Origin of the sequence: Gardnerella sp. KA00288 (assembly GCF_049244085.1) — a bacterium.
GTDB classification, from domain to species: domain Bacteria; phylum Actinomycetota; class Actinomycetes; order Actinomycetales; family Bifidobacteriaceae; genus Bifidobacterium; species Bifidobacterium greenwoodii.
The window spans coordinates 887,262-906,681 of the sequence record NZ_CP058373.1 but is presented as its reverse complement, the minus strand read 5'-3'; the positions used below and the strand labels follow the sequence as shown (position 1 = coordinate 906,681).

At 41.3% G+C, this 19,420-nt stretch carries 11 protein-coding genes and 1 tRNA gene; 8 read left to right on the top strand and 4 right to left on the bottom strand.

What is annotated here, in order from left to right; translation table 11 throughout:
• Positions 1 to 2 precede the first annotated feature (2 nt).
• The 5 genes from HXT52_RS03380 (at position 3) to glgX (ending at position 8,298) form a co-directional block, all read left to right on the top strand.
• The gene (locus tag HXT52_RS03380) at positions 3 to 776 is read left to right on the top strand and encodes an energy-coupling factor transporter transmembrane component T family protein (RefSeq protein WP_004135984.1); all 774 of its coding nucleotides are present in this window, start codon (positions 3 to 5) and stop codon (positions 774 to 776) included.
• Between the two features lie 39 nt (positions 777 to 815).
• Positions 816 to 1,904: a 1,4-dihydroxy-2-naphthoate octaprenyltransferase gene (menA, locus tag HXT52_RS03375; RefSeq protein ID WP_421775709.1), complete on the top strand. Its 1,089-nt coding sequence runs from the start codon at positions 816 to 818 to the stop codon at positions 1,902 to 1,904.
• Positions 1,905 to 2,129: 225 nt separating this feature from the next.
• Positions 2,130 to 2,918 (top strand): ANTAR domain-containing response regulator, encoded by a 789-nt coding sequence (locus tag HXT52_RS03370; protein WP_119521327.1) that lies wholly within the window; start codon positions 2,130 to 2,132, stop codon positions 2,916 to 2,918.
• A gap of 109 nt (positions 2,919 to 3,027) precedes the next feature.
• Positions 3,028 to 6,069: a DNA polymerase I gene (polA, locus tag HXT52_RS03365; protein ID WP_421775708.1), complete on the top strand. Its 3,042-nt coding sequence runs from the start codon at positions 3,028 to 3,030 to the stop codon at positions 6,067 to 6,069.
• A gap of 99 nt (positions 6,070 to 6,168) precedes the next feature.
• Positions 6,169 to 8,298, top strand: coding sequence for a glycogen debranching protein GlgX (gene glgX, locus HXT52_RS03360; protein WP_308583095.1), 2,130 nt, complete (start codon positions 6,169 to 6,171; stop codon positions 8,296 to 8,298).
• Positions 8,299 to 8,371: 73 nt separating this feature from the next.
• Here glgX and HXT52_RS03355 read toward each other — a convergent pair whose 3' ends face one another.
• Complete coding sequence (locus tag HXT52_RS03355) at positions 8,372 to 9,466, bottom strand: hypothetical protein (RefSeq protein WP_004135993.1); 1,095 nt, start codon at positions 9,464 to 9,466, stop codon at positions 8,372 to 8,374.
• Positions 9,467 to 9,632: 166 nt separating this feature from the next.
• Between HXT52_RS03355 and HXT52_RS03350 the strand changes: the two genes are divergently transcribed.
• Both HXT52_RS03350 and aroA read left to right on the top strand, forming a co-directional pair.
• A tRNA-Pro gene (locus tag HXT52_RS03350) sits at positions 9,633 to 9,706 on the top strand.
• Between the two features lie 86 nt (positions 9,707 to 9,792).
• On the top strand, positions 9,793 to 11,160 hold the full coding sequence (gene aroA / locus HXT52_RS03345; protein WP_116793952.1) for a 3-phosphoshikimate 1-carboxyvinyltransferase: 1,368 nt from the start codon (positions 9,793 to 9,795) through the stop codon (positions 11,158 to 11,160).
• A gap of 80 nt (positions 11,161 to 11,240) precedes the next feature.
• Here the strand turns inward: aroA and HXT52_RS03340 are convergent, their stop codons facing one another.
• The 3 genes from HXT52_RS03340 to HXT52_RS03330 all read right to left on the bottom strand — a co-directional run bounded on the left by HXT52_RS03340 (position 11,241) and on the right by HXT52_RS03330 (position 17,101).
• Positions 11,241 to 12,470, bottom strand: a complete 1,230-nt coding sequence (locus HXT52_RS03340; protein WP_165844124.1) for an acetate/propionate family kinase — start codon at positions 12,468 to 12,470, stop codon at positions 11,241 to 11,243.
• Positions 12,471 to 12,637: 167 nt separating this feature from the next.
• Positions 12,638 to 14,344: a phosphate acetyltransferase gene (gene pta, locus HXT52_RS03335; protein ID WP_421775707.1), complete on the bottom strand. Its 1,707-nt coding sequence runs from the start codon at positions 14,342 to 14,344 to the stop codon at positions 12,638 to 12,640.
• A gap of 279 nt (positions 14,345 to 14,623) precedes the next feature.
• A complete protein-coding gene (locus HXT52_RS03330; protein ID WP_016786789.1) occupies positions 14,624 to 17,101 on the bottom strand; it encodes a phosphoketolase in 2,478 nt (825 codons plus the stop codon).
• A gap of 401 nt (positions 17,102 to 17,502) precedes the next feature.
• Here HXT52_RS03330 and guaA point away from each other — a divergent pair, with 401 nt between their 5' ends.
• Entirely contained in the window at positions 17,503 to 19,065 is a 1,563-nt protein-coding gene (gene guaA, locus HXT52_RS03325; protein WP_421775706.1) for a glutamine-hydrolyzing GMP synthase, read from the top strand.
• The last annotated feature ends 355 nt before the right edge of the window (positions 19,066 to 19,420 follow it).

Genomic DNA, 19,420 nt, shown 5'->3' with positions numbered 1-19,420 from the left:
TTATGAAAACGAGATTGTTAACTTACCAACCAGGTAACACTTTTCTTCATCGCACTAATCCTATTGCAAAACTAATTCTTGCTGCGAGTGTTGTAATAAGCGTGTTTATTGCTAAACAGTATTCCGCGCTTATTGCGATTGCAGCTATTATTTTCATTGGCATGGCTTTTACTCGAGTTGTTAAAACATTATCTGGTCTTATTAAAGCTATGCTTATAATTTCTTGCGTAATGTTTCTGATACAGACTGTTATTGCTCAAAGTGGAAACTATATTTTCTTGTGGTTTACGTTGCACGGTATTGATATTGGTGCAAAAGCTGCTTTGAGATTGTTCTGCTTTGCTTTTCCTCTTGTAACAGTTCTAACGGTAACTAAATTAAACGATCTTGCAAATGCTGTAGTGCAATATTTGCATGTTCCATACTGCTACGCCTTTACTATTACAACGGCAGTGCGTTTCGTGCCGATTTTCGCTTACGAAATGTCTCAAATCACAGAAGCTCAAATGGCTCGTGGTGTTGAATATGATACTAAAAATCCGTTTAAAAAAATAAAGCTTATGATGCCACTTATTGTGCCTCTTTTAGTTTCTTCAGTTCGAAAAGCAGACAGTTCTGCACTTGCTGCTGAAGAGCGCGGTTTTTATTTGCGCACGCGCAAATCATCGTATTATAAATATCCATTCGGATGGCGTGGATTCTTATCTGTGATTATTTCTGCGCTTATTATTGCTTTACCAATAGTTACTTCAATCTTTTTGCCTAATCTTGTATGAAGATTTTATGTAATTAACAAATAGTTTAAGAGGCTAATAATGAAAAGTGTAAAAGTTTGGCTTAAAGGTGCAAGAATTTACACGCTGCCAATAGGAATAGTTCCTGTTGTTATGGCATTTGCTATTTCTCTTAGAATGATGCGTTTTTCGCATTTTGAGAAACCAATTATTAGTTTTGTGCAGTGCTTTATACAATTTTTTCTGTGCTGTGCTGTTGCAGTATTTATGCAGATTGCTGTTAATTATGCGAACGATTATTGTGACGGCTTGAATGGTTTAGACGAGAATCGTAAGTTTCGCCCTGTGAGTAAAAGTAAAAATTCTAAGCCATTATGTGATGTATCGTGGCGTCTTGCGGATGCTGGTATTGAGTCAAAATCTGTGCTTAAAGCGGTAATAGTTTCTGCTTTGATTTCTTGCATAGCAGGTTTACTTATTGTTTTTAGCACAGGAATATTGTGGTTTATTCCGCTTGGAATTGCCTGCATTGCTGCAGCGTGGTTTTATGCAGGAGGAAAGCATCCTTATGGTTATAAAGGTTTTGGAGAAGTAAGCGCTTTTGTGTTTTTTGGCCCTGTTCCTTTTATTGGATCTTTATGTGCAATAACACATGGCATAGGTGTTCAAGCAAACAATATTTTTATTAATAGTCCATTAATGGTTTTGGCTTGTGTTTTAATGTCATTCATTCCTGGAGCTTATTCTGCATGCTTAATGATGGTGAACAATCTTCGAGATATTGCAAGTGATAAAGAGCATGGAAAAATAACTGCGATGATAATGCTTGGAGAGCAAAGAGGTAGACGTTTATGTGCTGCAGTGAGCATTGTTGCGGCGCTTTTGTTGTTAGCGTATTCGGTTTCAATTATTGTTTTTCCTTTTGAAGTTCCTTCAATATGGAACTTTTATAATGCTGAAATTTTCTTCAATTTTAGTAATTTAGTACGCAATATTCCATTGCACCTATTTTTTGCTATTCTTCAGTGGATTATATTGGTAGCTCTTATAATAAAAGCGTATAAATTTGGCAAATGTATACTTAAAGGCGACTATAAGAATGCTTTTCCACTTTGTGTTGCTCAAACCATTTTTGCAGCTGTAGTAGTACTGTTGTCTGCGGCTGTATAAATAAGCAAAATAGCGCGAATTTGTGCATTCTTTCGCGAGTCTTGTGAATCTTATGGTATCATTGATTGACACAAACACTGGGTGCGTGCGGTTTTAGTGGCATGCAAATTGCGTTATGATGCGTGATTCTACCGGTGTTTGTGAACGTGCTGTTGCGTAGTCGTCATGTTAAAGATGCATGGCGGTGTTGCCCTGTTTATGCGGCAATGAAATGAGGTTGTGATTATGCCAGTTACGAAAAGTAATGAAGGGACAGAGCAAACAATGCCTGAAATACTTACTGATGATGAGCTTCGTAAGGCTGCTGATGCAGAAGCTGTGAAGAACGAGTCTGAAGATAAGAAATCTAACAATATTCGCACTGTTGTTGTTGCAGAAGATGAATCTGTTAATCGCATGGATTTAGTAGCTATGTTGGAAGATAACGGTTATCAGGTTGTAGGTCAGGCAGCTAACGGTCAAGAAGCTATTGAGTTGACTCGTGAGCATCATCCGGATGTTGTGTGCATGGACGTTAAGATGCCTGTTATGGATGGTATTACTGCTGCAGCAACTATTTGTGATGAAAACATTGCGCCAGTTGTTATGCTCACTGCTTTTTCGCAGGCAGATTTAGTAAAACAAGCAACAGGTGCCGGTGCAATGGCATACGTAACTAAGCCGTATGAAGAATCTAAGCTTCTTCCAGCTTTGGAAGTTGCTATGGGTCGTTTTAGTGAGATTAACGATTTATTAGATAGCGTTGAGCGCACAGAAAATAGATTGCACGATACGGAAGATCAGCTAAAAAAGACGGAAGAAAAGCTTAAGAAAGCTGAAGATACCTTAGAAGAGCGCAAGCTGGTAGACCGAGCTAAGGGTCTTCTTATGGATAAGGCCGGATTCTCAGAGCAGGGTGCATTCCGTTGGATTCAAAAAACTTCTATGGATCAGCGTATCCCTAAGAAGCGTCTTGCTTTGGCTATTATTTCAAAGTATAGCGATGATAAAATAGACTCAGATTCTGAGGATTAATAGTATTAATCTTAAAAATCTTAAATTTATTAAATCATAACGCTTGTTGTGCTGAATACTATTAGCATAATTGTTGTAATAATTACGGAACGTGGGTGAGTAGTCAACAGTGGATACCAGCATCGTCGAAGAACATTCTTCTGATTTTAAGAATGAGAAAGGAACGTTGTTGGTCGTTGATGGCCATTCTCTTGCGTTCCGTGCTTTTTTTGCAGTTTCTGCGGATAATTTTTCTACTCGCTATGGGCAGGCCACCAATTCTGTCTGGGGCTTTATTACTATGCTTTCCCAAGTGGTAAGAAAAGAAAATCCTGACCGTTTAGCTATTGCTTTTGATGTTAAAGGTGGCACTTTTAGAAATAAGATGCTTCCTCAGTATAAGGGTACGCGTGAAGCTGCTCCTCAAGAGCTTCTTTCTCAGCTGCCTCTTATTCAGCAGATGCTACGTTCTCTAGATATTACATATATTGAAAAACCCGGTTATGAGGGTGATGACGTTATTGGAACACTTGCAACAATGGGCGCTGATGCTGGGTATAGAACTTTAGTTCTTTCTGGAGATCGCGACGCATTTCAGCTTATTGACGACAATATTACAGTTCTTTATCCGGGGCAGCATTTCAAAGATTTGAAACAAATGAATGCTGCTGCCGTTTTAGAAAAATATAATGTTACTCCTAAGCAATATCCTGATTTAGCGGCTTTAAGAGGCGAAACTGCAGATAATATTCCTGGCGTTCCCGGTGTTGGAGATGGTTATGCTGCCAAATGGATTAACCAGTTCGGCAGCTTGGAAGATATTATTTCTCATGCAGGTGAGATTACAGGTAAAAAGGGTGAAGCTTTACGAGAAAATATTGATCAGGTTCGTTTGAACCGCCGAGTTAATGCTTTGGTCCGTGACTTAGATCTTGGTATTAGTGTTGATAATTTGCGTTTTGGTGAAGATATTAATGCTAATAAATTAGGAGAGTTGTTATCTCAACTTGAGTTTGGTGAATTAAAAAAGCGTAAGATTCTTAAAGCTTTTAGTCGTACAAATCAGCAATTGCTTGATGACAATATGCGAATTATGCTTTCTTCAACGTATGAAGGAAATGCTGAAATAGAGCATACCAGTCGCGGCGAGCAATCAACTTCTGATGCTGAAAATCTTCAAGACGTATTAAAAAATACTAAAGTAAGTCATATTAAATCTTTAGAAGATTTACGCGAGTGGGAAACTAGCATATCTACTTTCCTAGAAGAAGACAATACGAAAGATTCTTCGCAATCTGATTCCTCTGTAGATGCAGAAAAACTTATTGATAATGAGCAAAAATGTGCAGAGTTAATATTAAACAATCGCGAATTAGTTGTTTATGCTCATGAAAGTAGCTGCCAGTCAAAGCATCGTTTTGGTTTAAAAGCGGACTGTTTATTAATGCTTGTTAGGGGTAGAGCAGCACTAATTTATGCTTCAGACTTGCGTGTAGAGACAAACTCCTTACTCGAATCTTTAAGGGAATTTTTGCAAAAATATGCTTCTTCAATAGTTTTGCACGACTATAAAAAGCATTTAGGATTGTTGTCATCTTTGGAATTAGTTGATTCCGATAATCCGAGTATTACTCCTCTTCTTGATACAAGATTGGCTTCATATTTGCTTGAGCCTGATTTTCGTGCTGAAACGCTTGAAAATATGGCAGAACATTATTTAGATATTTCGAGCGATGATGAAGATTTGGATAATCAGGAAGCTAAGCAGGGTGAGCTTGATTTTTTACTTGATGATTCACTAGCTTTAGATGAAGCTAAAACAAGCGAAGAAGAAACGCAAAAGTTTGAGGATAAAATTTTAAGAACTGCTGTTCTTACACGTCTTTTAGCTATTCAATTTGCGCCAAAATTGGATTCTAGAAAACAAACAGGTTTGATGTCAAACTTGGAAATGCCTATTTCAATAGTTTTGCGAGGACTAGAAGATGTTGGTGCTGCTGTAGATATGCAGCGTTTAAGTAGCATGTTCCAGCAATTTTCTTCCGATGCTGAATTTGCTCAGAATATGGCTTGGCAGGCTGCGGGAAATCGTGTGAATTTGCAAAGTCCTAAGCAATTGCAGCAAATACTGTTTGATCATTTTGCTCTTAAACCAACTAGGCGCACAAAAAACGGTTCTTACACTACTAATGCTGAAGCATTGCAAGCAATGTATGCGAAGCTTGATCCTGAAGAACCTGCAAGTCAATTTTTAGGGGCTCTGCTTAGTCATCGCGAGAAAAATAAGTTAAAGCAAATAGTGCAAAGCTTAATTGATGCTGCTCATTATGATGATAAACGTATTCATACAAGATTTGAGCAGACTATTGCTGCAACAGGCAGATTAAGTTCTGCAGATCCGAATTTGCAAAATATTCCTAATCGTAATGCTGCTGGCCGTGAAATTCGTGCAGCGTTTGTTCCAGGTGAAGATTTCGAATATTTAATGAGCTGTGATTATTCTCAAGTTGAGTTGCGTATTATGGCTCATGCTTCTCATGATGAAACTCTTATTGAAGCGTTCTGCTCTGGTGCAGATTTTCATAAATATGTGGCAAGCCTGGTTTATCAAATACCTGTAGATCAAGTTAGTAGTGACCAGCGTTCTCACGTAAAAGCTATGAGCTACGGTTTGGCATACGGATTGAGTACTTATGGTTTGGCAAAACAACTTTCTATTACACCGTCTGCTGCCGAAGTGTTGAAAAATAAGTATTTTGATACTTTTGGAAAAGTTCATGATTACCTGGAGTCTTTGGTTTTGAAAGCTAAAGAACTTGGGTATACAGAAACAATGTTTGGTAGGCGTAGATATTTCCCACAGTTATCGTCAAATAATCGTACAGCTCGCGAAGCTGCAGAACGTGGAGCTTTAAATGCTCCAATTCAAGGAACTGCAGCCGATATTATGAAGCTTGCAATGATACGTGTTGATAAAGGATTGCGAAATTCTAAAATGCGCAGCCGCGTAATTTTACAAATTCACGATGAATTAATTTTGGAAATTGCGCACGGAGAAAAAGATAGTGTAGAAAATATTGTGCGAGAAGCTATGGAGCATGCAGTTAATTTAGATGTTCCGCTTAATGTGTCAACTGGCGTTGGTGTTGATTGGCAATTAGCAGCTCATTAGATTTGCATATATTTGAATAAATTTGTATAAATTTTCATCTTTTTTCAAATAAAAGCAACATAGCGTGAAAAGTGCGCAAATATATGAGATACTTATATTATGCATATAAGACCAGGTTCCATGTATCCGCTTGGCGCCAATTATGACGGCGCCGGCGTTAATTTTGCGCTGTTTTCCGAAGTTGCAAAGCGCGTTGAATTATGCTTGTTTGACGAGAATGATAATGAAACACGTATTGATATGACCGAACAGAACTCATACGTTTGGCACAATTATGTATCAGGTATTCAGCCTGGCCAACGTTATGGGTATCGTGTTCATGGTCCTTACGATCCTTCGCACGGATTGTGGTGCAATCCTCATAAGCTTCTTTTAGACCCGTATGCAAAAGCAATTGAAGGCAATATTGACGGTGATGAAAGCCTGTTTTCTTACTGGTTTGATAATCCGGATGATATTTCTGCAATGAATACTTTGGATTCTGCAGACCATACGATGAAAGCTGCAGTTATTAACCCATACTTTGATTGGGGTAATGATCAGCATCCTATGATTCCGTACCATGATTCTGTTATTTATGAGGCTCATGTTCGCGGTATGACTAATCTTGATAGTCGTGTTCCTGCAGATATTCGCGGAACTTATGCTGGTCTTGCTCACCCAAGCGTTATTTCTTATTTAAAGAAGCTTGGTGTTACTGCAATTGAGCTTATGCCAATTCATCAGTTTGTAAATGATTCATTCTTACAAAATAAGGGATTGAGCAACTATTGGGGCTACAATACCATCGGTTTCTTTGCTCCGCAAAATTCTTACTCAAGTTCTGGTCAGCGCGGTGAGCAGGTTAATGAGTTTAAGTCAATGGTTAAGGCTTATCATGCTGCTGGAATGGAAGTTATTCTTGACGTAGTTTATAACCACACTGCTGAAGGCAATGACCGTGGTCCTACTTTGAGTTTCCGTGGTATTGATAATCGCGCATATTATCGTCTTGTAGACAACGATCAGCGTCATTATTTTGATACTACTGGTACTGGTAATTCTTTGCTTATGCGTTCTCCGAAAGCATTGCGATTGATTACGGATAGCTTGCGTTATTGGGTTACCGAAATGCACGTTGATGGCTTCCGCTTCGACTTAGCTGCAACTCTTGCTCGTCAGTTCCAAGAAGTAGATAAACTTTCTGCATTCTTCGACATTATTGAGCAAGATCCTATTATCTCTAGCGTAAAACTTATTGCAGAGCCTTGGGATATTGGTGTTGGAGGTTACCAGGTTGGCGGATTCCCTCCAAGCTGGTCCGAATGGAATGGCAGGTATAGGGATTGCGTTCGTGATTTTTGGCGTTCGCAGCCTTCTACTTTGCCTGAATTTGCAAGTAGGCTTATGGGAAGCTCTGATTTGTATGAGCAAAATGGACGTAAGCCTGTTGCTTCTGTGAACTTCATTACAGCTCATGACGGCTTTACTATGAACGATTTAGTAAGCTATAACGAAAAACATAATGAGGCGAATAAAGAAGGAAATAACGACGGCGCAAACGACAATCGTTCTTGGAATTGCGGTGTAGAAGGTCCTACAAGTATTCACGATGTAAATGAGCTGCGCGAGAGGCAAATGCGTAACCTGTTCTCAACATTGCTTATGAGTCAGGGTATTCCTATGATTTGCGCAGGCGACGAAGTGATGCGTACACAGCACGGCAATAATAATGCTTACTGCCAAGATAACGCTATTTCTTGGATGAGCTGGGATTATAACGAAACTCAGCGTGATATGTTTGATTTCGTTTCCAAGCTTATTCATCTGCGTCTTCATCACCCTGTTTTGCATCGCCGTCGCTTCTTTACTGGGCGTTCAAACGATGATGACGTTTATGATATTCCACAGGTTGAATGGCTTGATCATAACGGAACTGTTATGGACATGGAAGATTGGTCAAATACTCACGCGCTTTCCGTGATGATTTATTTGAATGGCTCCGACATTCCAGAAACAGACTGGTATGGAACAAGAATGGTTGATAATGACTTTATTCTTATATTTAATGCTCATTATGAACCTATTACTTTTACATTGCCAGACAAGCGTTATGGTGAAAAGTGGAAGCTTATTGTAGACACTTATAATCCAAAAGGCCCTGAGCTTTTATATGAGGCAGGATTTAATATTGTGGCTCAATCTCGCAGCTTCTTGTTGCTTATGAGCGAGCACAAGCCGGAGCATTAATAAGAGTCTAATAAAAAATATTTTAATCGCAAATAATTTTATAATTTCATAAGATTGAAGCAGCGTAGGGAATTTAGTTTCCTGCGCTGCTATTTGCTATAATAGCCTGATTAATTTTTGATTGAAGACGGTCAGTTTGCATAGCTGCAACTTGCCTTGAAAAAACAATAATCCATCCTAGAAATAGTAGGCAAGATAATGCTTCAACATTAGTAAGAGTATTGTGACCGTGCATCCACTGATTTCCTGCCCAAGCTGTAAGAACAACAGCTAAATCAGAAGCTACGTAGAATGTGCGAGAAAGGCGAGGGGCTAACCAAGGCAAGCATACAAGCATTGTACAAATTAATCCAGTTACGCCTCTAGCGCACAAGTCATGAAGAAAAGGATGAGGAGTATATCGGAAAGTTCCTATGCCAATAAAAGCAATACCGCCTAAAATAAGCAAAGTAGCCATAATAGTTGTGCGAGTTTTGAAATGACGCGTACGCTCTTCATTATTGTGCTGCAATATTTCGCGTTGGGTTGCAACAAATTCTGTAACAGCAAAGTAGCTTGTTATGATAATACAAATTCCAGATAGTACAAGCGTTGCGTTGAACATGCTGGCTGCAAAAGTGGTTCTGTCGCCAAGCTGGGAAAAATTATTGTTATACCAGTAAGGATCATCCGTGGTAAGACCTGCAGTTGCAGCGCCTGAAATAACGAATAGAGGAAGCAGGGAAGCTACGGTTTTAGCTTCAAGAAGCTCAGCTTGAATAAGTGTTGCGTAACCAACAATTCCAGATAATGCTGAGCATAATACCGGCAAATAATTGTTCATTGCAGATTTGCCAATAATACTGTTGATGATGGAAAGCAAAGCAAAAGACATAAGAAACATTGTCGCGCCATAAATTGTAGAAAGCGCTGTAATTTCAAAAGTATGTTTTACTATGCGAATCAGATGGTGTCCGGTAAATTTTTTATTAGTACGCAAATATCCAATAATAAAAGCGCCAATGCTGCACAAAGCCACAATTCCTGAGGCTGTAAGGAAAAGTCTTTGGCTAATTTGCCAAAATGCTGGCATAAGCAACATGTACATGGACATAATAACCATTGCGAATGATGCGCATACAAGAAATGCTATTAATCCCATTGCTTCAGTTCGCTGGAAACGTCCCATATTTTAGCCCCTTTATCTTGTAACTAATTACATTGTACAGTTTGCACTAAAGTCAAGCACGTGTAAAAATTTTATACACGCCACGTGTGTCGAAAATTTGCATTTGTCGGCAAAGTGCGCTATTGTATTTGATTGTGCTTGGAGCTGGTTAACAGTTCAAAAGCCTCGGGGTGTAGCGCAGTTTGGTAGCGCGCCTGCTTTGGGAGCAGGATGTCGCAGGTTCGAATCCTGTCACCCCGACTTTTTTATATCTAGTGAAATATTTTAGTCTGATTGCAAATTATCAGTTCACATATCAGTACATATTAATAGATAGTATTCATAGTATGAGCGATATTAACGATACTGTGGATTGTGCTACTTGTTGGGAAGCACCGTATTCTAATCATCAATTAAAAGCTTGTGTTGAAGTTCCTGGTAGTAAATCCTTGTCAAATCGTTATTTAATATTGGCTGCAATAGGTACAAAACCTGTAGTTTTACAAGGATTATTGCGCTCTAGAGACACTGAGCTTATGATTAACGCTTTATCTGTATTCGGCGTTAAATGTGAATCACTAAATGAAGAGGGCACAAAACTGCGTGTAATTCCGCCAGAAGACGGAATTTTTAGAGTTGAGGATAATGCTGAAGTATATTGCGGACTAGCGGGAACTGTAATGCGTTTTGTGTCTGCTCTAGCATTGTTTGCAAATAAACCCGTGCGATTTGATGGAGATAAGCAAGCCTATGTTCGCCCTATGAAGCCGGTACTTGATGCTTTAGAACAGCTTGGTGCTCATGTTGAGTATCACGGCGAAACTGGTTTTTTGCCGTACACTATTATTCCTCCTAAATCAGTAGAACTTAAAACTCGAAATGTGGAAAATATTGTTTGCATTGATTCCTCTGCATCATCGCAATTCATTTCAGCATTATTGCTAATTGGCTCTCGCATACCTAACGGTTTGTATATTGAACATATTGGTAAAAATTTGCCGAGCATGCCGCATATTTTAATGACAATAGATGATGTGAAAAAGGCTGGTGGCACAGTCCAAATGATAGAGCCTATTAGTTGGGCTGTTTTGGAATCAAAATTAGTTTTGCCAAATACTGTCGTTGTCGAACCAGATTTGTCTAATGCTGCGCCATTTTTAGGGGCTGCTTTAATCTCAGGAGGCATAGTTAGAGTTCCAAACTGGCCTAAGCGCACGACTCAACCTGGCGGATTGTTGCCGGCAATACTTGAACGTATGGGTGCTGTTGTTAATTTTGAAGAGGATGATACAAACACTGGGTCTGGAGTTCTTTGTGTAGAAGGAAATGGTCGTATCCATGCAATTCCTTCTTTAGATTTAAGTAAAGCGGGGGAGATTGCTCCAAGCATTGCAGCTATTCTTGCTTTTGCAGACGGAGTAAGTCAGTTGCATGGTATTGCTCATTTACGTGGCCATGAAACTAATCGTTTAGAAGCTTTAGTTAAAGAATTGAATAGAGTCGGTATTGGTGCTAAAGAGCTTGAAGATGGCATCAGTATTGAGCCAAGTGATTATGTGCATGGGGAAGTTATGGAAACTTATGCAGATCATCGCATGGCAACGTTTGCTGCAATGCTTGGATTGCGCATAGAAAATGTTAGAGTCAAAAACATTGCCACAACTAGAAAAACAATCCCAGATTTTCCAGGCATGTGGCATAAAATGCTTGAATAATAAATAATCCCGAGCCTTTTTGACCCGGGATTATTCGTATCTATTTATTTGTTTGTTCTATGCTATTAAGCGCCAACGATTTAGTGGTTGAACTTGTTGCCGTAGGTATCTTCACCAGCTTCAGCAATAGCTGCAGCCTTGCGTGCAATAGCCAACTCTTCGTTCGTTGGAATTACAGCAATAATCACAGAGCTGTCTGGAGTGGAAATAACGCGTGGCTCCTTAGAGCGAACCAAGTTCTTTTCCTTGTCGAGCTTAACACCGAATGGCTCAAGCTTTTCGCATACGCGAGCGCGCACGATTTCGTCGTTTTCACCAACGCCTGCTGTGAATGTAATGACGTCAACGCCACCCATTTGAGCAGTGTAGTTACCAATGTAGCCAACAATACGGTGTACGTATACGCCGAGAGCAAGCTTAGCGTTTTCGTCGCCTTCTGCGATGAGATTGTGAATATCACGCAAATCGCCGTGGCCAGTCATGCCTGTCATGCCGGAACGCTTGTTGAAGAGAGTATCAAGTTCGTCCACGTTCATGTGAGCGTTACGAATAAGGTGGAAGACTACTGCTGGATCAATATCGCCAGTGCGTCCGCCCATCATCAAGCCTTCGAGTGGGGTTAAGCCCATAGAAGTTTCAACTGGCTTGCCAGAAATCTGGGCAGAAGCAGAAGCACCGTTACCAATGTGCAAAACAATCTGCTTCAAACCTTCTGCAGGCTTACCAACAACGCTTGGAACAACAGAGCCAATGTATTCGTGAGAAGTGCCGTGGGCGCCGTAGCGACGAATATGATAGCGGTCTGCAATTTCCTTATTTAAAGCATAAGTTGCTGCAACCTGTGGAAGATCATGGAAGAAGGAAGAATCGAATACCATAATCTGTGGAACGTCTGGCAAAAGTTCAGTCATGACTTCAGCGCCAACAGCCTCTGGGCCGTTGTGAAGTGGAGCCAAAACTGCCAAATCCTTAACCTTATTGATTGTCTTCTCATTGACTAATGCAGGCTTAGGGAAAGTCAAGCCACCCTGAACAACGCGGTGTCCAACTGCCACAATACCAGACTCGGAAAGCTTTGGACCGTATTCTTCGAAGAAACCGAGTACGCGCTTTAAGCCCTGCTCGTGGTCATGAACTGGCTCATCGAACTCATGCTTTTCGCCATTGAATACGTGCTTGTAGTGGCCGTCAACTGGCTCGCCAATCTTCTCAACGATACCGGAAGCGATGCCTTCACCGCTTTCCAAGTCAACGAGCTGATACTTAATCGAACTGGAACCAGAATTGATAACAAGAACGGTTTTTGCCATGTGGGCATCCTCCATAAAGTATTGATAAGGCTTGTAAATTGCCACGCTCTAGTTTACCGTTAAGTTCCTACAATACGGAGAGTTATTTTGTGTCATAACAATCTAAAATATGTGAAGAACATTAACAGCTTATTTTTTATTTATTTTATAGCTTTCTGCACAAAATTTTATTCTCGCTGAGCTTCAATAGCTGTTAAAGCAACAGTATTAATAATATCTTGTACTAAAGCTCCTCGAGATAAATCGTTTACAGGCCTATTTAGACCTTGTAAAATAGGGCCAACTGCTAGTGCTCCGCTGGAGCGTTGCACTGCTTTATACGCAATATTTCCTGCGCATAAATCAGGGAACACAAATACATTCACGTGACCTGCAATAGGATTATCTTTTGCTTTTGCTGCAGCAACTGTAGGAGACCAAGCTGCATCAAACTGAATAGAACCAACTACGGCTAAATCTGGAGCTTTTTCTTTTACTATTCGCGTTGCTTCTTCTACAGTGTCAACATCTGGGCCCTTACCAGATCCTAACGTTGAATAAGAAAGCATTCCAACTTTAGGATCTAGTCCGAATGCTTCAGAAGTATTCGCAGACTGAATCGCAATATCTGCCAGCTGTTCTGCGTTCGGGTTTGTGTTAATAGCACAATCTGCAAATACAGCTACGTGATCTTTAAAACACATAAGAAATGCGCCAGAAACCAGCTTGGAACCGGGTTTTGTTTTTATTACTTGTAATGCTGGTCGCACAGTATTTGCAGTGGAATTAACAGATCCAGACACAAGACCATCTGCTTGTCCAAGTACAACCAGCATAGTGCCAAAATAGCTTGCGTCGCTAAGTTGTTCTCTCGCTTGTGATTCAGTCATTCCTTTCTTTGCTCTTAATTCGCAAAGTTTTGTAATCATATGGCTAAGCATTGCTTCATCACTCATAGATTGGAAACTTGCTTTGCAAACTGAATTAAGATTTAATTCTTCAGCACGTTTCAATATTGATTCGCGCTCGCCAACAATAATAAGATTCACAATATCGCGTTCAAGCAAGTAATCTGCCGCTTTTAATATGCGATCTTCTTCACCCTCTGGAAGAACGATTGTTTTTTTCTGTTCTTTTGCTTTTCCTAAAAGACTGTATTGAAAAGCGTATGGTGTAGTTGGAGCGTTGAATGGCTGGTGTAGCGCATTAAGAATATCTTTTTCTCTAATGCAGTTTACGAATATTTCTAACGAGCTATTTTTGTTCTCTTCGTTTATTTGAGGAAGTACCCATAATGGTGTTTGGCTTACTCTAGTTTCTTGTTCGCAAGAATTTGCGCAATTTCTAGCCGTATAATCTTTCATCAATTCAGCGCCAAGTTCCTCAGAACAGTCAGTAACAAAAACGCCCAAAATTTGCGTGCAAGCATTCATAATACAAGCGTTGGCAGTATTAATAGTTTGTAAGATTTGCTCTGAATTTCGTCCCTTTGCACAAACGGTTAGAAAAACAGGTGAAGCTAAGTCTGCTGCAACAGTTGCGTCAAAAGCAAATAAATCTGGATCATATATAGGGCTTGCGTCGCTTGAAACAATAACAGAAGCTTGAGCGGATGTTGATTGTAGTACTTCATTGTATCGTGCAACAATATCTCCGCGAACTGTGTTTTTATTTGTTCTGACTATTTCTGGAGTGGTTGCAATAACTTGCTCTACTTTCGCTGAAGTATTTGCAATACCCAAAAGTTGTTTAGTAAAAGTGTCATTGGTTTGAGCGCATGGGCGAAAAATAGTAGTGGTGTAATTGTTAGACAGAATATGTGTTATTCCGAGTGCCACAGCATTTCTGCCGTACATATCTTCGTTGCCAATAATCGTTACATTAATATGTGACACGATGCGTTCTCCTTTGATACTTCGTGTTGTGATGTTAGGTTTCATATTGTAAAAATTAAATTACTTAAGTTTTACAATATAACCAAGCTTGTTCTATTGTACGGCTTTTTGTTTTTATACACGCACATAGTAGTAATTCTGCAATATAAATTTTGATTCGTTTTTTTTTTATTTAGTTTACATATAAATTTATTTTTTATATACAAAACGGGAGTCAACCTTTCGATTGACTCCCGAAATGTTTTTTAGCTAACCAGTTTTAGCTTTATCAGCTTAAAACTACTCGTTATCGCCAGCGGTTGCGGCGGTAGCGGTGACAGCGCCTGGCTTGTCGGTCTTAACGCCTGGCCATACCCAATCGGTGTAGTCTGGGTGATCGTAGCCCTTGTCAACAGCGAACTGGAAGGCCTCGAGACGGAAGTCTTCGAGCTTCTTGATTTCGTCTGCGTACTTATCGGCGTCAACCATGCGCAAAGCTTCAGCGGTAAGCTCGTAACGATCCATGTCGTTAACGCGAACCATGTCGTATGGCGTGGTGGTGGAGCCCTGCTCCTTGTAGCCATGGACGTTGAAGTTGTCGTGGTTTGGACGATCGAAGATCAAGCCGCGAACGTCATGTGCATAGGAGTGGTAAGCGAGAAGGACTGGCTTGTCAGCGGTGAAGAGCTCAGTGAACTCTTCGTCAGTCAAAGCCTCGTTGTTTTCCTTAGCGGACTGCAACTTGAGCAAGTCAACAATGTTAACAACCTTGAACTTAACGCCAAGCTTGTTCAACTTGTCGGCAGCGGCCATCAATTCCTGCTGTGGAACATCGCCGATACCAGCGAGAACAACCTGAACTTCGTCATTGTTCTTAGCGTTGGAAGCCCACTTCCACTCAGCAGCACCCTTCTCGAGCTCTTCGCGAGCTTCGTCGAGGGTCAACCAAGTAGCAGCTGGCTGCTTACCAGCGAAGATTGCGTTGATCATGTTGGTGGACTTGTAAACCTTCTCGCCAACAGCGAGCAACATGTTGGAATCTACTGGGAAGTAAATGCCGATAACGTGATCGTTGTTGAAGGTCTTGTTCAAAAGAACAGAAGTTACACCTGGATCCTGATGGGAGAATCCGTTGTGATCCTGACGCCATACGTGAGAGGATACCAACAAGTTCATGGAGGAGATTGGCTTACGCCATGGAATCTCACGAACTGTAGCTTCGAGCCACTTTGCGTGCTGGTTCAACATGGAGTCGATAACGTGTACGAAGGACTCGTAGGAGCTCCAAATGCCGTGACGACCGGTGAGCAAGTAAGCCTCGAGGAAGCCTTCCATCTGGTGCTCGGAGAGCTGCTCGGTTACCTGACCGGTAACTGCCATGTGCTCATCGACTAATTCGGAGAGGTAGCCTGCGTCCCACTGCTTGTTGGTTACTTCATAAGCAGCCTGCAAACGGTTGGAAGCGGTCTCATCTGGGCCGAAGATACGGAAGGAATCTGGATTGTTCTTGATTACGTCGCGGGTGTAAACACCAAGGCGACGGGTAGCTTCGAGCTGACCCCAGCCGTGACCGAATTCCTTAACTTCCTTAACCTCATAATCGTCAAGGTTTGGAAGCTTAAGATCTTCGCGGATACGACCACCGTTGGCGTTTGGATTCTGGCCAATACGGAGTTCGCCCTGTGGCATGAAGGAAAGAACGTCTTCCTTAATGCTGCCATCTTCATTGAATAGCTCTTCAGGCTTGTAGGACTTCAGCCAGTTCTTCAAAACCTCGAAGTGAGCTTCGGTGTCGCGAGCAGATGCCAGTGGCACCTGGTGTGCACGCCAAGAGCCTTCAGTCTTCTTGCCGTCGATGAACTTAGGGCAAGTCCAACCCTTAGGGGTGCGGAAGATGATCATTGGGTAGAATGGACGGGTTACGTCGTTGGTCTGAGCTTCAGCCTTGATATCGCAAATCTCGTCGAAGATGGTCTCGAACATGTCGGCGAAGCGACGGTGAATGGACATGTGATCCTCATCGTCGAAGCCAGCAACGAACTCGTATGGTTCGTAGCCCATACCGTGGAAGAACTCGTGAAGTTCTTCGTCGGAAATACGGGAAAGAATAGTTGGGTTAGCAATCTTGTAACCATTCAAGTGCAAGATTGGAAGAACGATACCATCGGTACGTGGGTTGACAAGCTTGTTGGACTGCCAACCAGTAGCCAAAGGACCGGTTTCTGCTTCGCCGTCGCCGACGATTGCTGGAACGAACAAGCTTGGGTTGTTCATAACAGCGCCGTAAGCGTGGGAGAGAGCGTAACCAAGCTCGCCACCTTCGTGGATGGAACCTGGGGTCTCAGGAGCGAAGTGAGAAGGAATACCACCTGGGTAAGAGAACTGGCGGAAGAACTTCTGCAAACCAGCTTCATCCTTGGTGATCTTTGGATAGTACTCGGTGTAAGTACCGTCGAGGTAGGACTGAGCAGTACCAGCTGGGCCGCCGTGGCCTGGACCCATGATAATCACAGTGTTCTGCTGATGCTCAGCAATGAAACGGTTAATGTGGCCAATAAGGAAGTTAAGGCCTGGAGTGGTGCCCCAGTGACCCACTAGACGATGCTTAACGTCTTCGCGAGTAAACGGCTCCTTCATTAGAGGGTTGCTACGAAGATAAATTTGGCCGATTGAAAGATAGTTGGCAACACGCCAGTACTTATCTACGCCTTCGATAGCAGCCTCGGAAACTGGAGCGTTGAGCTTCTTCCAAGGTGTGCCAATAACAGGACTCGTCATGTGTACTCCTGTACTCAAGCACTTTTCAGTGCAATTTGATCATTACCATTTGGTTATAGAGTCTGGAAAACAAATGTATTACAGCTCTTTTTCCATCCGTTTCAGTATAGTGCCAGCGTCTGACTTTTGTTCGTTTGGTTACTTCTTCGTGCATTTGTGTTGAAAAAATGTGTGATTATGTGCGCAAAAAATTAGCCATTTGTATAGATTATGTTACATTTTATGTTCGTTTTTTGCTTTATTGTTCAGCGTTTCGCACAAAAATATATCATTGATTTCTATTAGCATACGCAATTTATATAAACATAAGTATTCAAGCTTGGGTGTTTTGTTATTTGCAACGTCGCAAAGCTTCACTATTATAAATTGAATCGTGTTAGAACTTATATATAAGGAGAATCATGGCAAAAGGACCAGTGCTTGTCGTTGATTTTGGCGCTCAATACGCTCAGCTTATTGCTCGTCGAGTGCGAGAGGCAAATGTGTATTCAGAGCTTGTTCCGCACTCTATGCCAGTTGACGAAATGCTAGCTAAAGATCCTCAAGCTATTATTCTTTCAGGTGGTCCTGCTTCTGTTTATGAACCGGGTGCTCCTGACATTGATCCAAAAATTTTTGAAGCGGGTGTTCCGGTTCTTGGCATTTGCTATGGCTTCCAGGTAATGGCTCATGAACTTGGTGGAGATGTAGATAAAGCTGCTCTCGGTGAGTATGGTAAAACTTCTGCGACTATTGATGATTCTGAAGGCTTGCTTACAAATTCTCCTGTTGAGCAAAATACTTGGATGAGTCACGGTGTTGCTGTTAAGCGTGCTCCAGAAGGTTTTAAGGTATTGGCTCACACAGAGGGTGCTCCTGTTGCCGCAATGCAGGATGAAAGTCGCAAACTTTATGGAGTTCAGTGGCATCCAGAAGTAAAGCACACTCCATTGGGTCAGGAACTTATTTCTACATTCTTGCATAAGTGTGCAGGATTAGATAATAATTGGAATCCTTCTAACATTATTGAAGATCAGGTTGCTAAGATTCGCGCAGAAGTTGGGAATGCGCAAGTTATTTGTGGTCTTTCTGGCGGAGTTGATTCCGCGGTTGCTGCAGCTTTGGTGCATAAAGCAATTGGTGATCAGCTTACTTGCGTTTTTGTTGACCACGGTTTGCTTCGTAAAGGCGAAGTTGAGCAGGTTAAGCATGATTTTGTTGAAGCTACTGGCATTAAGCTAATTGCGGTTGATGCTGAAGATGATTTCTTGGATGCTCTTAAAGGCGTGAGCGAGCCGGAGCGCAAGCGCAAGATTATTGGCGAAAAGTTTATACGTACTTTTGAAAAAGCTCAGCGTCAAGTTATTGAAGAAGCTGGTAAGACTGGAGCGGAAGTTAAGTTCCTTGTGCAGGGAACTCTTTACCCAGATGTTGTAGAATCTGGCGGTGGAGATGGTGCTGCAAATATTAAGTCGCATCATAACGTTGGCGGCCTGCCAAAGGACTTAAAGTTTAAGCTTATTGAGCCTTTACGCACGCTGTTTAAGGATGAAGTTCGCGCTATTGGTACTGAGCTTGGACTTCCAGATGAAATTGTTTGGAGACAGCCGTTCCCAGGCCCAGGATTGGGAATTCGCATTGTTGGTGAGATTACACGCGAGCGATTAGCTGTGCTTCGCGAAGCAGATGCAATTGCTAGGGAAGAGCTTTCTAAAGCTGGATTGGATCGTGACATTTGGCAATGCCCAGTTGTATTGCTTGCTGACGTTCATTCTGTTGGTGTTCAGGGTGATGAGCGCACGTATGGTTCTCCAATTGTTTTGCGTCCTGTGAGTTCTGAGGATGCTATGACAGCTGATTGGTCTCGTGTTCCTTACGATGTGTTGGCAAAGATTTCTACTCGAATCACGAATGAATGCCGTCAAATTAATCGTGTAGTGCTCGACGTAACTTCTAAGCCACCTGCCACGATTGAGTGGGAGTGACAGTTTTTGATGAGAATTATCGACTGAAATATAAACATATGCTTATACAGTAAAACATATGTTTATTTTCATTAAAAACTGTAATAATTACTGTTTTTTATAAAGCACTTCATGAAAATGGAGTGCTTTTTTCTGTATATCGGTGTGTCGAATTTTCTAAAAACAGGTAAATTTTCGAATTTTATCGATATTTAATGAATATTTTAGTAGTAAATACTGTTGTATTTAATTGTTTATAATGTTTAAACGATACAATGAATTTGACATGAAACAACAGTATGAGCTGTAACAGTAGTTGTTGGCTGGGTGTAAAAACTACTGCTCGTAGTAGCTCTTACTACTTTGCTTCATTGCG

Excerpts from the sequence above, each read along its gene's own strand:
- HXT52_RS03380 (WP_004135984.1), top strand. The coding sequence starts at position 3 with ATGAAAACGAGATTGTTAACTTACCAACCAGGTAACACTTTTCTTCAT.
- menA (WP_421775709.1), top strand. The coding sequence starts at position 816 with ATGAAAAGTGTAAAAGTTTGGCTTAAAGGTGCAAGAATTTACACGCTG.
- HXT52_RS03370 (WP_119521327.1), top strand. The coding sequence starts at position 2,130 with ATGCCAGTTACGAAAAGTAATGAAGGGACAGAGCAAACAATGCCTGAA.
- glgX (WP_308583095.1), top strand. The coding sequence starts at position 6,169 with ATGCATATAAGACCAGGTTCCATGTATCCGCTTGGCGCCAATTATGAC.
- HXT52_RS03355 (WP_004135993.1), bottom strand. The coding sequence starts at position 9,466 with ATGGGACGTTTCCAGCGAACTGAAGCAATGGGATTAATAGCATTTCTT.
- aroA (WP_116793952.1), top strand. The coding sequence starts at position 9,793 with ATGAGCGATATTAACGATACTGTGGATTGTGCTACTTGTTGGGAAGCA.
- HXT52_RS03340 (WP_165844124.1), bottom strand. The coding sequence starts at position 12,470 with ATGGCAAAAACCGTTCTTGTTATCAATTCTGGTTCCAGTTCGATTAAG.
- HXT52_RS03330 (WP_016786789.1), bottom strand. The coding sequence starts at position 17,101 with ATGACGAGTCCTGTTATTGGCACACCTTGGAAGAAGCTCAACGCTCCA.
- guaA (WP_421775706.1), top strand. The coding sequence starts at position 17,503 with ATGGCAAAAGGACCAGTGCTTGTCGTTGATTTTGGCGCTCAATACGCT.